Source organism: Citrobacter enshiensis, from assembly GCF_029338175.1.
Classification (GTDB): Bacteria; Pseudomonadota; Gammaproteobacteria; order Enterobacterales; family Enterobacteriaceae; genus Citrobacter_D; species Citrobacter_D enshiensis.
In genome coordinates, this window is the sequence record NZ_CP119862.1 from 3502040 (window position 1) to 3516318 (window position 14279).

At 52.2% G+C, this 14279-nt stretch carries 12 protein-coding genes, 1 tRNA gene and 1 pseudogene; 7 read left to right on the plus strand and 7 right to left on the minus strand.

The features are described 5' to 3' along the window. Positions 1 to 77 precede the first annotated feature (77 nt). Both P2W74_RS16805 and P2W74_RS16810 read left to right on the plus strand, forming a co-directional pair. Positions 78 to 1847, plus strand: coding sequence for an ABC transporter permease (locus tag P2W74_RS16805; RefSeq protein WP_276292505.1), 1770 nt, complete (start codon positions 78 to 80; stop codon positions 1845 to 1847). Further along, positions 1840 to 2910 (plus strand): ABC transporter ATP-binding protein, encoded by a 1071-nt coding sequence (locus tag P2W74_RS16810; RefSeq protein WP_276292506.1) that lies wholly within the window; start codon positions 1840 to 1842, stop codon positions 2908 to 2910. The genes P2W74_RS16805 and P2W74_RS16810 overlap by 8 nt, the downstream gene beginning before the upstream one ends. A 262-nt stretch (positions 2911 to 3172) precedes the next feature. Here P2W74_RS16810 and P2W74_RS16815 read toward each other — a convergent pair whose 3' ends face one another. From P2W74_RS16815 to P2W74_RS16825, 3 genes are read right to left on the minus strand one after another with little or no spacing between them, the layout of a single operon-like run. Further along, positions 3173 to 4237, minus strand: a complete 1065-nt coding sequence (locus P2W74_RS16815; RefSeq protein ID WP_276292507.1) for a DUF2955 domain-containing protein — start codon at positions 4235 to 4237, stop codon at positions 3173 to 3175. Beyond that, on the minus strand, positions 4227 to 5294 hold the full coding sequence (locus P2W74_RS16820; protein WP_276292508.1) for an HlyD family secretion protein: 1068 nt from the start codon (positions 5292 to 5294) through the stop codon (positions 4227 to 4229). Before P2W74_RS16820 ends, P2W74_RS16815 begins: the two co-directional genes overlap by 11 nt. Beyond that, positions 5291 to 5755 (minus strand): MarR family transcriptional regulator, encoded by a 465-nt coding sequence (locus P2W74_RS16825; RefSeq protein WP_276292509.1) that lies wholly within the window; start codon positions 5753 to 5755, stop codon positions 5291 to 5293. Before P2W74_RS16825 ends, P2W74_RS16820 begins: the two co-directional genes overlap by 4 nt. A gap of 219 nt (positions 5756 to 5974) precedes the next feature. Between P2W74_RS16825 and P2W74_RS16830 the strand changes: the two are divergent. Then, positions 5975 to 6169, plus strand: a pseudogene (locus tag P2W74_RS16830) (DUF4942 domain-containing protein); the annotation flags it as partial. Between the two features lie 95 nt (positions 6170 to 6264). Here the strand turns inward: P2W74_RS16830 and P2W74_RS16835 are convergent. Continuing rightward, positions 6265 to 6341: transfer RNA gene (locus P2W74_RS16835), tRNA-Arg, on the minus strand. A gap of 254 nt (positions 6342 to 6595) precedes the next feature. Between P2W74_RS16835 and fimW the strand changes: the two genes are divergently transcribed. From fimW to fimZ, 4 genes are all read left to right on the plus strand, one after another. Next, the gene (gene fimW / locus P2W74_RS16840) at positions 6596 to 7189 is read left to right on the plus strand and encodes a fimbria biosynthesis transcriptional regulator FimW (RefSeq protein WP_276292510.1); all 594 of its coding nucleotides are present in this window, start codon (positions 6596 to 6598) and stop codon (positions 7187 to 7189) included. A 178-nt stretch (positions 7190 to 7367) separates the two neighbouring features. Next, positions 7368 to 8093, plus strand: a complete 726-nt coding sequence (locus P2W74_RS16845) for an EAL domain-containing protein (protein ID WP_276292511.1) — start codon at positions 7368 to 7370, stop codon at positions 8091 to 8093. An 18-nt stretch (positions 8094 to 8111) separates the two neighbouring features. Continuing rightward, positions 8112 to 8822 carry a fimbria biosynthesis regulator FimY gene (gene fimY, locus P2W74_RS16850; protein WP_276292512.1) on the plus strand — a complete coding sequence of 237 codons (711 nt, stop codon included), beginning with the start codon at positions 8112 to 8114 and terminating at the stop codon, positions 8820 to 8822. Positions 8823 to 9426: 604 nt separating this feature from the next. Then, a complete protein-coding gene (fimZ, locus tag P2W74_RS16855; protein WP_276292513.1) occupies positions 9427 to 10059 on the plus strand; it encodes a fimbria biosynthesis transcriptional regulator FimZ in 633 nt (210 codons plus the stop codon). 48 nt (positions 10060 to 10107) lie between these two features. On the opposite strand, the gene sfmF is transcribed toward fimZ, so the two are convergent. The 3 genes from sfmF to P2W74_RS16870 are packed head-to-tail and all read right to left on the minus strand — an operon-like array spanning position 10108 to position 14269. Then, positions 10108 to 10626, minus strand: coding sequence for a fimbria assembly protein (gene sfmF / locus P2W74_RS16860; protein ID WP_276292514.1), 519 nt, complete (start codon positions 10624 to 10626; stop codon positions 10108 to 10110). Between the two features lie 9 nt (positions 10627 to 10635). Then, complete coding sequence (fimH, locus tag P2W74_RS16865; RefSeq protein ID WP_276292515.1) at positions 10636 to 11643, minus strand: type 1 fimbria D-mannose specific adhesin FimH; 1008 nt, start codon at positions 11641 to 11643, stop codon at positions 10636 to 10638. Positions 11644 to 11656: 13 nt separating this feature from the next. After that, positions 11657 to 14269, minus strand: a complete 2613-nt coding sequence (locus P2W74_RS16870) for a fimbrial biogenesis usher protein (RefSeq protein WP_276295214.1) — start codon at positions 14267 to 14269, stop codon at positions 11657 to 11659. Positions 14270 to 14279: the final 10 nt, after the last annotated feature.

Consider the following 14279-nt stretch of genomic DNA (forward strand, 5'->3'; position numbering starts at 1 on the left):
GAAGCGCGGCCCACCCGGCGCGCTTCGCTTCGCTTTCCTGATGTCGTTATTCTGGGTTTCGGAACCAGGGATACACTATGAATGTAATACACAGAAAGTGGCAAAGTCTGCCGCGTGGCGCGGTGGTGCTGATAACGGCGCTGGTTATCTATATTCCACTGTCGTTCATTATGATACAGAGTTTCTTGTCGGCCCCCTTCTTTTCCCCGACAAAAGCCTGGAGCCTTGAATCCTTTGGCTTCATTTTCACCGATCCTGATTTCTATAAAGCCCTCAAAAGCGGCTTTATTCTCGCCTTCGGTCTGGTGGCCATCGCCATTCCGCTCGGCGGTGTGCTGGCCTTTCTGATGGTACGCACCGATTTGCCCGGCCGACGCCTCATTGAACCGCTGATTCTGGTACCGATTTTTGTTTCTCCGATGGTGCTGGGGTTTGGTTATGTGGTGGCAGCCGGACCGGTGGGGTTCCTCTCTTTATGGGCGCAGTCGCTGATTGGCTTTGTTCCGTGGAATATCTACGACATGTCGAGCATCGTGGTGATTGCTGGCCTGACGCATGTTCCCCACGCCTATCTTTACATCTCGTCGGCATTGCGCAGCGTGGGTTCCGATGTTGAGGAAGCCGCGCGTATCACAGGCGCATCGCCGCTTCAGGTGATGACGTCAGTCAGTCTGCCGATGGTTCGCCCGTCGATTCTGTACGCGACCGTGCTGCTGTTTTTCCTCGGACTGGAAGTGTTTGGTCTGATGCTGGTGCTGGGCGATCCGGAAGGCAATATGGTGCTGGCGACCTATTTGTATCAATTGACCAATAAACTCGGTACGCCGTCTTATCACCTGATGGCCGCGGTGGCGGTGGTGTTGATTTGCATTACTGTTCCGTTGGTCATGCTACAGCGTCGCCTGATGCGCACCGCCAACCGCTTTGTCACCATGAAAGGCAAAGCATCGCAGGCGCGCGCGTTACCGCTGGGGAAATGGCGTTGGGTCGCCGGTGCTGTCGTGGCGTTCTGGCTGACCGTGACCATCGGCGTTCCGTTGCTGGGGGTCGTACTGCGCGCCTTTATCTCCAACTGGGGCGTTGGGGTATCCCTGTGGGATGAACTCTCACTCAGCACCTTCCATACTATCTGGTCACAGCCTAACCTGCTGCGCGCCATTGTGAACTCCATGTCTATCGGCGTGGTTGGCGGCGCGCTGGCGGTTGCCTGTTATCTGTTTGTCGGCATCGCCATGCACCGTAAACCCGACAGCACCACCCGCTTTTTGGATTACAGCGTACTGGTGCCACGCGCAGTGCCCGGTCTCCTCGCGGGCCTGGCGTTTTTGTGGGTGTTTCTGTTCCTGCCGATGTGGCTCGATAACGCCCTGAAATCCGGCTGGCTTTCCGGTATGCCGTGGTCGCAGTGGCTGCGCGATAACCTGATTGTCTGGCTGCGATCGTTGCGCAGTACCATTTTCAGCGTTTGGCTGGCGTATACCGTGGTGTGGATGGCATACGGGCTTCGACTGATCTCCTCAACGTTACTGCAAGTGGGGCCAGAGCTTGAAGAGGCCGCACGCAGCACCGGCGCCACACGCGGGCAAATTACCCGTCACGTGACGATCCCATTATCGCGCTACGGTCTTATCGGTTCATGGCTACTGATGTTCCTGATCTTCGAGCGTGAATATTCAACCGGCGTATACCTGCTTTCGCCAGGCACGGAAACCATTGGCTCAATGCTGGTTTCTCTGTGGGCGGCGGGCGCGATTGATATTGTGGCAGCGCTCTCCTTTATTAACATCCTGCTGGTGGTGGTAGGTCTGGGTATTGCCCTTCGCTTTGGAGTCAAATTACATGATTGAATTATCGGTCGAAAACCTGCACTTAACCTACGGCGACAATCCGGTGTTAAAAGGAGTGTCCATGAACCTGAAGCGCGGCGAGGTGGTCTCTTTGCTCGGCCCTTCAGGCAGCGGCAAAACGACGTTGCTGCGGGCGGTCGCCGGGCTGGAAAAACCCACTCAGGGCTCCATTGTCATCGGCAAAAGCAAAGTTTACGACGGCACGCCTCGCAGCGAGATCCCGGCTGAAGAACGTAATCTTGGGCTGGTATTCCAGTCCTATGCGCTGTGGCCCCATAAGACCGTTTTTGAGAACGTGGCGTACCCGTTGAAGCTTCGTAAAGTTGCCGCAAAAGAGATCACCCAGCGGGTTCAGGATGTTCTGGATCAGCTGGGTCTCGGTCATCTGGGTAAACGTCATCCGCATCAGCTTTCCGGTGGTCAACAACAGCGCGTCGCCATTGGCCGGGCACTGGTCTACAACCCCCCCGTCATCCTGCTCGATGAACCGCTGTCGAATCTGGATGCCAAACTACGGGAAGAGGCCCGCGTATTCCTGCGTGAACTGATCATCAATCTGGGCTTATCCGCACTGATGGTGACGCACGACCAAAACGAAGCGATGTCCATTTCTGACCGGATCCTGCTGCTGAATAACGGCAAGATTGAACAACAGGGTACGCCGCAGGAGATGTACGGTAACCCGAAAACGTTATTTACGGCGGAATTCATGGGCAGCAATAACCGCCTGCACGGCAAAGTCACTGAACTCCGTGACGGCAGAGCACGTATCGAAGGGTCCGGCTGGACTTTATGGGGACACGCTGGCGAAGGCGTACAAGTGGGTCAACCCGGTACGGCGGTGATTCGTGTAGAGCGTGTCGCGTTAGTCGACGGTCCTGGCGAAAATCAGCTTGAGCTGCCTCTGCTCACCAGCATGTACCTTGGCGATCGCTGGGAATATCTTTTCCGCACCTCCGGGGATGATTTTGTCATCCGGGCCTATGGTAATGAGGTTCGCGATCCGCAGCATTGCCACCTGGCATTGCCGGAAAAACACGTCTGGATCTTCCCGAAATCCTGATACTGCAAGGGAGCGGTATTTGCCGCTCCCTGACGTTGCTGGCGATGGGTACACGTTTTTATTGAACGCGGATGTACCCGCACATAGACCAACAGGTACGACTTGATGCGGGTAGAGGTAGGTATGTAAATTGACCCATTTTAGCGCCATGCACTTTTTGATATCACGACCACACAGCACACGGGTATTTATCGGCATTAATTTACCGGAAGACGAGATCAGAGCGGCGTTTACGCCGCCATCCGGCACGGTAATTCCCTCATCACTCGGTAATCACAAAACGTGTCGCCGCAAGGCAATTCAAAATCCGGTGCACCAGAAACACCATCGTTAATGTTGCCACTAACGCGACGGTCACCGAGGTGATGCGGTACAGATCGCTGAACACCAGGTCCTGATCCGGGTGCAGGTTCTGACCAAACATAATGCCGATAGTGGTGATGCTGGCAAAGCCAACGCCTGCGCCGACTTTCTCCATTACATGCAGTCGGGCGCTGAAGGCCAGCCCAAGACCGATAAGCGGCATCATCAGCACCATATGGTTGCTGAAATCATAAATAAGCAACTGCACCAGCAGAATATAAAAGCAGGCCAGCACCACACCGACCACGCGCCAGACTGAGCTTATCACTGCGCCGCGATAGTGCATCGGAAAGAGGATCAAAATTCCCGCCATCAGCGCCGACAGGGAATCGCTCAGATCGCAAATCTGGAAAATCACAAAGATCATGGTTGCCACCGTACCAGAGAGCAGCGACTCATGACGAACCCGGGCGGCATCTTTCTCAATACGCGGCGGTGGCTGGCGCGGCTCTACATCCGGAATCAAATAGTGCAACAGCGCGCTCAGCGCCACCGCCATCACGCAAGCTTCCATATTGGAGAACACCAGCGTATGCCAGTTCGTGGTGGGATAGCTCATAAAATTGAGCATCGTGCTTTGACACACCACGCCCATCGAGCCGAGCAGAAACAGCGGTCCTTTACTCATAAAACGAAAACGCATCACGTACAGTCCAAACACCACCAGCGTCATAATCAGCGGCCACTGCGAGAGATAGCCGACGATTAGTACCATTTCGACGCAGTTCACCGCTGCGCTGAAGACAAACTGTCTTGCGACATGGCGGTTGAATACCGGCACCAGCGACAGCAGCATCAGCGGATAAACCACAAAGAACACGCCATACTGGACGTTGTAGAACGTCGAGATGCTCAGCGCTATCGTCCCGGCAACGGAGATGCGCAGGGTCTGGCGAAAATCATTGGGGGTGTAGACGATGTTCCCATGCGGGGTAAATGCATGGGCCAGCGTATTAATAGACATAGTGAAGCCAGCTTACCAGGTGGATCTGTGCCCCGGCAAAGGTGCGGGCAAACATCCCTTCGCTGTTGTAAAGCTGCACAGTAGCACGCGCGCCGGTCGGGAGCGGTGTATCGAGCGGTTCGTTCAGCGCTACGTGAATACGCATACGCTGAGCATCGCGCACCCAGCGGGTGGACTGTTCCGGCTGCGACAGCTGGCCGTTGACCTGTTCCTGACCGGCCAGAATACCGGCATCCCTGCTGGCGACCCGCGCAGAGAAAACCTTGCCCGGCATGGCGTCAAATACCACGTCGGCATCGGTATCTACGCGGGTATGGCGCAAGCTTTTCTCACGAAAATCAGCCACTATATCCGTCTGGTGGCTGACCAGCGCTAACACCGGCGTAGCGGCGGTGGCGTAAAGTCCGGGGCTAAGCTGGAGGTTACTCACCGTACCGTCGGTCTCCGCATGCACTTTGCTCCAGTTGAGATTCAACTGAGCTTCTTCCAGCGCGTTACGATATTTTTGCAGCGTTACGTTGCGGTTGTTGTCGCGCTCACCACGCTGAATCAGCAGATTCTGGATACTGGCATTGAGTGCCGCAACCGACTGCTCGCTGGTCTGCCAGGTGGTGCGCACCTTGTCGAGATCCGACTGCGACACATTCTGCATGGTGCTTAATCGCTGATAGCGATCAAAGGTCGTTTTATCGTTGCGGGCGGTGAATTGCGCAGTGCGCAGGTTGGCACGTGCAGAAGCGAGCTGCGCGTCCAGCTGTTGGTTGCTCAGCTTCGCCTGCTCAAAAGCAATCTGCGCAGCCTCAACCTTATTGATAAACGGCGCTGGATCCAGCTCGTACAGCAGATCGCCCTTCTTCACCTGGCTATTGTTGTGCACATAAACCTGTGAGACATAGCCGGAAACGCGCGAGGAGACAGGCGTTACCACTCGCATCACCGTAGAGTCCGGCGTCAGCGGGATCCAGATATCGGCAACGATAAACCAGGCGAATATTACCAGGAAAGCGGCAATACTCACCCTTACCCAACGGGCAAATTTTTGTTCTGGGGTCATCATAGTTGATTGTCTTCTTCGCGGATTGTCCGCAAATTGCAGGCGATTTGATTTAACGTTGCGCTGAACGAAGCGAGCTCTACCTCAGGAATGGTGCAGGTGACACTATGTTGACAGGCCTCAATCACCCGGTTTAGTTCTTCCAGCTTTGAGCGACCTTGCGTGGTAAGCGTCAGCTGACGGATGCGTTTGTCATAAGGCGATGTTGAACGCACCAGATAGCCCTGTTTTTCCAGTTGCGTGAGGGTACGCATCAGCGGCGGCAGTTCAATACCCTGCGCTTCCGCCAGCTCACTGACCGAGACGTTGTCCCCCAACTGATGCAGTTGCATTAGAACCGTCCAGCTTGACTGTGTCAGGCCGGTACCGGTGATAGCAGCATCAATAATGGCACGCCACTGGCGCACCACCATTGCCATGCGCATCCCCATCGGGCGGCGGGCAAAAAGTTCATCTTCAGTCATATTTCTTTCCCCTGATAGCAGGTTAGAAAATAATACTTATCAAGATAAGTATCAAGAAACAAAGTATCCCTAAGCATGAATCGATAAATTTAGTGAATACAAAAGAGGCTGGATGCGCTATCGCCCGGCCTCTGTAAATTGACAACGCATCACGCCACCTGAACGCGTCGCAGCCCCGGCAGGGAGCCGGGGTTTATCACGTCATAACTGTGGCGCAGCAGCACCCGACTGGCGGAGGCAATCGTCTCCGGCCGATGGGCCACAAATATTTACGAAGATGGGTTCTTTAGCATTCGTTACTTTCAGAAGGGGACAGCACACTAAACTTTTAAACGTCCGGAACTGATTGAGAAGATGAACGATATGATCGCTAAACACTATCCGGGAATGCTGGCTAATCCACGCTATCGTTGATTGGCGTTGAGAAAATTGACTTACACCAGCCGTTACATAAACTTTTTGGATATGTGGCTTTTAGTGAAGGGATTTACGTAACTCATTGAGTTTAATGGTGCGCCCTGCAGGATTCGAACCTGCGACCCACGGCTTAGAAGGCCGTTGCTCTATCCGACTGAGCTAAGGGCGCATTGTGAAGTTGTGACTTCATGCGGGTGAAACGCGTGAATTATACGGTCAGCACCTGCCGAGTCAATGGCTTTCGTTCTGGTTGCTGATGAAGTGTACGAATGTCTCTACTTTCCGGTCATTTCCAGGGTTCCAGGAAATCACCTGGTAAGATCTCAGCCCCTGTAAAGAGGGATTTAAGGATATAAAGTATTTTAAAATTAATAAATTTAATTAATATTTGGCCTACCCTCTCTGCTGTTTTGGATGTTTTTTATGCTGAGTGTCGCTATCAAGGAACAAAATAGTCACTTCGAACATGGTCTGAAAATCATTATTACCCGTCTGGCTGAACAGTGGCATCAGGAAATTCAGTTTCTCCCTGTCAGCTTACTGGATACTGCGGAAATCGCCTTCGTATCACTTGATGAAGACTGGTTCAGTGCGGGTTGCTATCAGGTTCCGGTGCATACACGACATCAGCAAAGGATCATTATCTGCAACAAAATTGAAAAAGAAAAATTGATGTTCAGGCCCTGTCTCTACATGCTGCCGCATATTTATCGTGAAGATGATGTGGATGAGATAACCCGAAAAATGGTCCTTATTCTGCAAAAACGCGCGCTCCGTCATCGTGTTCCCCCGGCAATCTGTCATTACTGTACCACTCGCCACTTTTCTATTTTAGAGCGCCAGTTATTAAAATTTATCGCTAAAGGCTATCCATTAGAGGAAAGCGCTGAACGCCTCTCTCTGAGTGAACATCAAGCCAAATCCCTTCGCCGTCGCATTATGAAAAAGCTACATGTTAAAAACGACCAACAATTTCTGAACTACATAAGAGTCAATTTGAATTTTCTGCAGGAATAGGCGTCTGGCCAGTTTTTCTTAGCATGTTGCGAAATGTCTCATCAATAATTAAGTAACCTCACCTACAGGCGCGCTTTTGATGCTGCCACACTAACGCACGGGTAATGTTTCAGCGTAATGAAATATTCAGGAGCCGAAGATATCCAGCGGCATTGACTCTGTTTACAGGAGCTGCTTTGTGGCAAAGAGCCCGTCAATACAGGACAGTAATTTTAGCTATACTGCTTTTCCCGCCAATACAGGTCGTGCCCTTCACTCCGAATTTAGGTTAAAGCTGGAACCGATTGTTAATCTGTCTTCTGCACGAACGTTCGGCTATGAAGTGTTAACACAACTTCATCCCCCGGGGAATGCTGAACATTTTTTTGGCGAACTTCCGCCTGAGCATCTGCTGGCGCATTTTTTCCAGCAACTCACCGCCATTGCGCATTATCCCCGGGACCGTTGGTATTTCCTGAATCTCCCGATGAATGCGCTGCTGCATTGGGATTTGTTTAATTTGGCAATGGCACTCTACCCGCCGAATGTGATTATTGAAATCCAGGACCCGGAAACATTTTTTACCCTCAATTTGTCACAACGATCTCTGTTATATGAAAAAGTTCAGCATATTGAAGCAAATGGTATCCCGGTGTGGCTGGACGATGTCGATGCGTCATTAATCGCTACATTTGCTGCCGCAAACTGGCGTCTGAGCGGCATAAAACTGGATAAGAATGCGTTCTGGGCGCTGAGTGCATCCCCTCATAAACTGCATCAGGTCGTCCTTATGGGGTATAACATTGCAACGGCTGTACTTATTGAAGGCATTGAAAATCATCAGCAAAAGGAGATTGCCTTTCACTCTGGCGCAGATCTGGGTCAGGGATATTTATGGCCAGCGCTTTTGCCGGATGGAAAGTAAAAAACGGAAAAAGAAAGAGTGCGCAGAGAACGGCATCGTCGTTTAAGGAACGCCAGTTGCACACGCAATCCCTCTCAGACAACACGGCAGGTATTTGACCAGATTGAATATCTGGATCAAAGACTCAATTATGCGTTGCCGGACAGCGCCTTCTCACAAGCAATCGTTACGACCGATCGCTATCTGGGCTATACGCTCAACCGCTATCTCTTTTCCGGTAAACGCACCGCAGTATTCAGCACGCTCGATTCCCCTTCGCTTAGACCAGAAGGATCACACCTTCGCCAACTGGTGATCGATATGGAAGGGCTGGCGATTTCCTGCTATGAAACGCTCGAGCGTTTACGCCTGCTCATTCGCGAGCGAAACGAGATTCACATCTATCTTCTGGTTTCTGGCAAAGACGCCAGCCTGGTTCAGTTTATGCGAATGGCCGGAAATTTTCAGATCCTGCCCCGCCGTCAGGATCTCCCCTCGCTGCGCAAGGCATTATTATCCCCGCCTGAAGGTTCTCTTCAGCCAGACACCTTCAGCCACACCGACTGGAAGATAATTTCGGCCTTATCGCAAGGCGCCACATTAAAGACAATCGCACGTTTACAAAATATGCCATACCATCGGGTGATCTATCGAATTAATCGCCTGACGGCACGGCTAGAACTTCCCCATCGCCAAAGTTTACTGCATCTGATTCATCGTCTCAGCATTACTTCTCTTCACTTAATTTAACACCCTAAGCCACTATGGCGTAAGAATTTTTAAGAAATTACTTATTTTACATACGGACTAAATGTAAATTTTTCACAAAAAATTAATATTTACAACTATTCCTGGTATTCGCCTACGCCAGTAATATTCGAAAAATGCTTAATTTATAGGAGCTTTTCATTTTATTTTCTGAAAAAACAGCATAATCACACATAACATACGTTAAACAATTGGTTTTTTGTTTTGTTTTTTACATTTAAAAAAACATTTTAACCCACGATAAAGCAAACCTTAAGACAATAATTCCAGCGGCTGTTAAACTGCCTAAATCGTGCAGAATATTGTAACTGACTGGGGCGATGGCCGTTCTATAAGGCTTTTCCGAAAAAACAGACCAGGTATAATCCTTCCTGTTCTTTGGTTAAAAATTAAATTTCTTTTGTTGGTGCGAAATGGATATTCCACACACTCATTGCTCTTACGCAAAATAGCCAGCTAACAGGGATGTCATTGCATTTGCCATGACCTGATTTCATGGGGAGAGTTTCTGGCTATTTGACATTATCTACGACGTCTCCATTTATCGACAAATGAAAGACGCACGAACAGTCTGAGGCATACAACAATGAAACCAGCATCCGTTATTATTATGGACGAACACCCTATTGTCAGAATGTCGATAGAAGTGCTTCTCGAAAAAAATAACAACATCCAGGTTGTCCTGAAAACCGATGACAGTCGCACAGCGATCGATTATCTGCGCACTTACCCCGTGGATCTCGTTATTCTGGACATCGAACTTCCCGGTACGGACGGCTTTACGCTGCTAAAAAGGATCAAATCGATACAGGAAAACACGCGGGTTTTGTTTTTATCGTCAAAATCGGAGTCTTTTTATGCAGGTCGGGCGATCCGGGCTGGCGCGAATGGTTTTGTCAGCAAAAGAAAAGATCTGAACGACATTTATAATGCGGTAAAAATGATCCTCGCAGGATATTCCTTTTTCCCTTCGGATACGCTTAATTTCATCAGCAATATTAACATGCGAAAAGGAGAGCTAAATGATATGCCGCTCTCAAACCGAGAGGTCACGGTTTTACGTTATCTGGCAAACGGATTATCAAATAAAGAAATCGCAGAGCAGCTCTTACTCAGCAACAAAACCATCAGCGCTCACAAAGCCAACATTTTTTCTAAGCTCGGTCTGAACACGATAGTGGAGCTTATTGATTACGCGAAAGTACACGAACTCTTGTAATGACACTCCCGGCGAGACATCGTTCGGGAGTGCTGAGTGCGCGTTACCTCAGTTGTAGTTAATCATAAATGTCGCATCTGCCTTTGCCCTGCCGGGCTGAACGCCGTCGGCTAATGCGATGTAATTGGCAAAAAAGGTCAGCGTCGCATTGCCGTTTTCATCAATACTGACCGGCTGACTGGCTTGCTCAAGCGGCAACCTGGTTTTACCGCTGTCGCGAATTTCAATCGCCACCTTCTGCGCCATCACCGCATCGTCCAGCGCCAACAACGATGTTCCCGGCGCGGGCGTTCCAGAAAACGTCATCGAGGCGGAACCGGGCGGACAACCTTCCAGTTTTAAGCTAAAGGGGACCGGCTGTGTCGTGTCCCCCGTTGTGCGCAGCTGTTTCGTCGGCCAACTGCCGAGCTCAACCGTTTTATTGCTGTCACCGGCAATGACCGCGCAGGTAAAATCCACCACATTCCCGCGCAGTTCAATGTTGATCTCCCCCAGCGATGACTCTGCCAGGCAAAACGGACTGATCAGCGCGCTACACACCATGACAAAAAAGAGCCGGATCATCATGCGTTCTCCTTAGTCATAATCCACGCGCAGATACCCTCGCGCGGTGAAGGGACCTTCCGCGGGCTTACTTCCAGTCACGCTCACTGGCCACGCGCGGATCCCGACATTCGCCTGAGCATTATCATCAAGGCGAAACGGAATTTTGCTCGCCAGATCGTTGGGGGTCAGCGGTACGCCGCTGCCATCCGACACGATAAACCCTAAGTCAGGATTATCAGAGACCATCGCTTTCCCCGACACTTTCTCCGCTTCCAGGCGCATGGATAAATAGGCTTGCGCCGCCACATTGGTGCATTTGATGGCGATCGTTTTCGTTTGCGGCGTGATCCCCTCCGGGCGGTTCCCCGCGCCCGCTTTGCTAAACAACGCCGCGCCAATATCGCCGAAATCAAACTCCACCACTTCTCCGGCATTCACTTTGCAGCTTTGCGGCACTTCCACTTTGCCGCTGTAGCTGATGGTGTAAACCGGCGTACTCAGCGCATCGCCGTTGCTGGTCGTCACATAGACCGTGAACATGGTCTGGCGGGGAATCGGCACCATATTGATAAAGGGACGAATCACCTTCAGTTTGAAAATAAGCTTTGAATCCATCACCCCAAAAGGTTTCTGTTTTGAAACGTTGGGATGCGTCCCCATACGGATATAGCTGCGGGGCGGATAAAACAGCCCCGCATAGCTGTCCGTAATACTCATGGCCCCCAGCAGGTAGTCATTGAGTTTCAGATACTGAAACCCGCCTTCCGTGCTTTGTACGGGGAGTTCGCTCACATAGCTGCGGTAGGTATAGTTCACCGAGGTCCCGGCTGGACAGGTGGCATTCACGCCAATCCAGCCTGATTTTTCCGGCAGCGTCACCACTTGCCCAGGCTGGTTATTACTGCTGGTAAAGACATTCGACAGATCGTAAAAAACATCTGTCGGCGTACCGTTTGAGTTATGACAAACCGTCGCCAATGCCGGATTTGCCAGCAACAACGCAGCGCCCCCCAGCAATAATCCTGTATGTCGTTTCATCTTCTTTTTCCTTTCATGGCGACGGGCGTTCACAGGTCGCATTGCTCAGCGTGACCGCTTGTTTCAGGCTCTCTTCCGGTAAGGCGTAGTGCGCCACGCAGCGTGAGTTCGCCCCCTCCCCCCATTGAATAAGCAGGTCACCGCTCAGCGGTAATCCGCTCAGGTAGATTTGCCCGTCGTCGCCGACCATGCTGGTGACGCCACTGGCGGTCTCACGGACAACGGAGCCAAACGGAACAGGCCGGTCCCCCTGCTTCACCGTGATCATCGCGCGTACGCCAATGCGCGTTTCAAACGCCGCACGGACCAGCGCCCCTTGCGTCGGCACCACGCTGCTGACGTTGTTTTCCACGTCGGTGTGGTTATTCATGGAGTTGGTATCCAGCGCCACACGGTTATAGCGGTACACCGTGGCATAGGGCATCACCGCATAGCCACGCCAGTCGGTCTGTATCCCGGTCTGGTTTTCGATGTGCACCCCTTCAGCCCCTGGCGCTTTAATCAATACGTTGGTATCGCCCAATGGCTGGCTGAGGGTAATGCCGTCGGCATGCCCGACCATGCCGCCAGAAAGCTGCCAGTTGTAATCATGCTGGTCGCGATCGTAGTTGTAGCCCACCCCGAGCGTGCCATAGGCGGCTTGCCAGTTCGCACTGGCGCTACCGCTGTAGCCGTTGGTGCTGCTGCGCCCCTGGTTCACGCTGTAGCTCAGGTTGCGTCCCTCCAGCAACGTACCTCCGACACCGGTTTGCCAACTGTTCTGCCCATCGCTGTTGCGACTGCCGTTGAAGGTGGCGTAGGTACGATCCAGCGCATTGTCACGCGAGTAACGCCGTCCGGTGAGGACGCTAAACGGAACAGACATGTTGAACGCCAGAATACGGTCGGTGCCGGAAATGCCGACGGATTCGTTCCACGACCACGAGAGGGAATAGCTAATGCCCTGCCAGCCGCTGGCATAGCCAAGCTGATACCAGCTGTTGGCTTCCGACGTATTCCAGTAAGTTTGCTGACTGCCAGAAACATACAGCGAGCCGTAATCCCCCAGATTCTGTGAAATATTGACCTGAAAGCGCCCTTTTTTGCTGTAACTCAGATTGTGATAACTCTGCACCACCGGCACTTCATGGCGATTGCCTTCACTGTCATATTCATACTCGTAACCTTCCATGCTGCGGTACGCCACATCATCAAGGGTGTAAAACCCTCGGGTGGAATAGCGATAGCCCAGAAGCTGGAAGTTAGTGCCGAAATTATTGAGCGATTTGGCGTACAAAAAACGTAGCGACTGCCCTTCGTGCGTACTGTCATCCGCCAACTGGCTGCGCGCATGGGTGACGTCGACAGACACCGCCCCCCAGTCGCCCAGGTTTCGTCCGGCACCCAGCACCGCAGCGCTATAGCGCGACGCCAGCTGCGTCCCGCCATAGGCGGTGTAGCCCTGGGGCAGCCCGGCGATGACGGTGCCCTGAAAAAAGAACGGCGAAGATTGCTGGCTATTGCCGCTACGGTAATCCCCGGCCACCAGATCATATTTGATTCGCCCTTCGCGCTGCAGAAGCGGCACGGTGGAATACGGCACGGTGTAGCGCTGCTGACTACCGTCTTTCTCATCTACCGTCACCTCAAGGTCGCCGCTTGAAGAGGTCGGGTTAAGGTCGGTAATGGCAAACGCGCCGGGAGAGACATAACTCTGGTAGATCACGTATCCATTCTGGCGAATGGTCAGTTTCGCGGGCGTGCGGGCGATCCCTCTGACGGTCGGGGCATAGCCTTGCAGGCTATCGGGGTACATATTGTCGGAAGAGTAGAGTCGCGCCCCGCGAAAGCCCACGCTGTCGAACACGTCGTTGCCCGTATTGCTGTCGCCCATCACCAGTTCTCCCTTCAGGGGAATGATGGCGCGTTGCAGCCAGGTGCCGATGTTTTTCCAGCTCTGTGAGTGATATCCGTCGCCTTTGTTGTAGCTCCATGCGCCGTTATTTCGCAGCCGCCAGGGACCATAATTGAGACCACTCATCAGACTTAAAAAATAGCTGTCGCTGTCGTTTCCGCGGCTGCCGGTAAAGCTGTAGTTGATCAACGCTGCGGGGATACCCTCATCCCACTCTTCCGGTGGAATGTATCCGCGCGCGCTATTGAGCATTGATGCCTGCGGCAGGCTCACATTGAGCCGCAGGGTAGCAAAATCGAAGGCAATTTCCGTACCCGGTATCGCCTCGGGTAAATTGATGCACGCGTTATCCTTTTCCTGACTCAACGCAGGAAACTCGGCGGTGTTAATCCCCAGGCGCTTAACCCACTCCAGGTTAAAGCAGGGCATTAACCCTCCCGACTTTTCACCGGTCTTCACCGTTGTCGTTTCAAAGCGAATATCCTGGGTGGCGACAAATTCGTCGTTGCGCCAGATATCGACACGGTAAACGCCGGGAGGCTGATGATTGCCTTTCTCAAAGCGTGACAAATCCGCCACGGATGCCGCATCCGATGATAAAAAAGCCGGGTTAAAGTAACTTTCCCCCTGACTTAAGGTGGGATAGAGTGCCGCCAGCGTCGACAGCGCCACCCCCGTCAGATGTGGCGTAAACCCCGGAAGCAGGCCGGGAAAATACGTTGTCTTCTTCATCATTTTCTCA

Excerpts from the sequence above, each read along its gene's own strand:
- P2W74_RS16805 (WP_276292505.1), top strand. The coding sequence starts at position 78 with ATGAATGTAATACACAGAAAGTGGCAAAGTCTGCCGCGTGGCGCGGTG.
- P2W74_RS16810 (WP_276292506.1), top strand. The coding sequence starts at position 1,840 with ATGATTGAATTATCGGTCGAAAACCTGCACTTAACCTACGGCGACAAT.
- P2W74_RS16815 (WP_276292507.1), bottom strand. The coding sequence starts at position 4,237 with ATGTCTATTAATACGCTGGCCCATGCATTTACCCCGCATGGGAACATC.
- P2W74_RS16820 (WP_276292508.1), bottom strand. The coding sequence starts at position 5,294 with ATGATGACCCCAGAACAAAAATTTGCCCGTTGGGTAAGGGTGAGTATT.
- P2W74_RS16825 (WP_276292509.1), bottom strand. The coding sequence starts at position 5,755 with ATGACTGAAGATGAACTTTTTGCCCGCCGCCCGATGGGGATGCGCATG.
- fimW (WP_276292510.1), top strand. The coding sequence starts at position 6,596 with ATGCTGAGTGTCGCTATCAAGGAACAAAATAGTCACTTCGAACATGGT.
- fimZ (WP_276292513.1), top strand. The coding sequence starts at position 9,427 with ATGAAACCAGCATCCGTTATTATTATGGACGAACACCCTATTGTCAGA.
- sfmF (WP_276292514.1), bottom strand. The coding sequence starts at position 10,626 with ATGATGATCCGGCTCTTTTTTGTCATGGTGTGTAGCGCGCTGATCAGT.
- fimH (WP_276292515.1), bottom strand. The coding sequence starts at position 11,643 with ATGAAACGACATACAGGATTATTGCTGGGGGGCGCTGCGTTGTTGCTG.
- P2W74_RS16870 (WP_276295214.1), bottom strand. The coding sequence starts at position 14,269 with ATGAAGAAGACAACGTATTTTCCCGGCCTGCTTCCGGGGTTTACGCCA.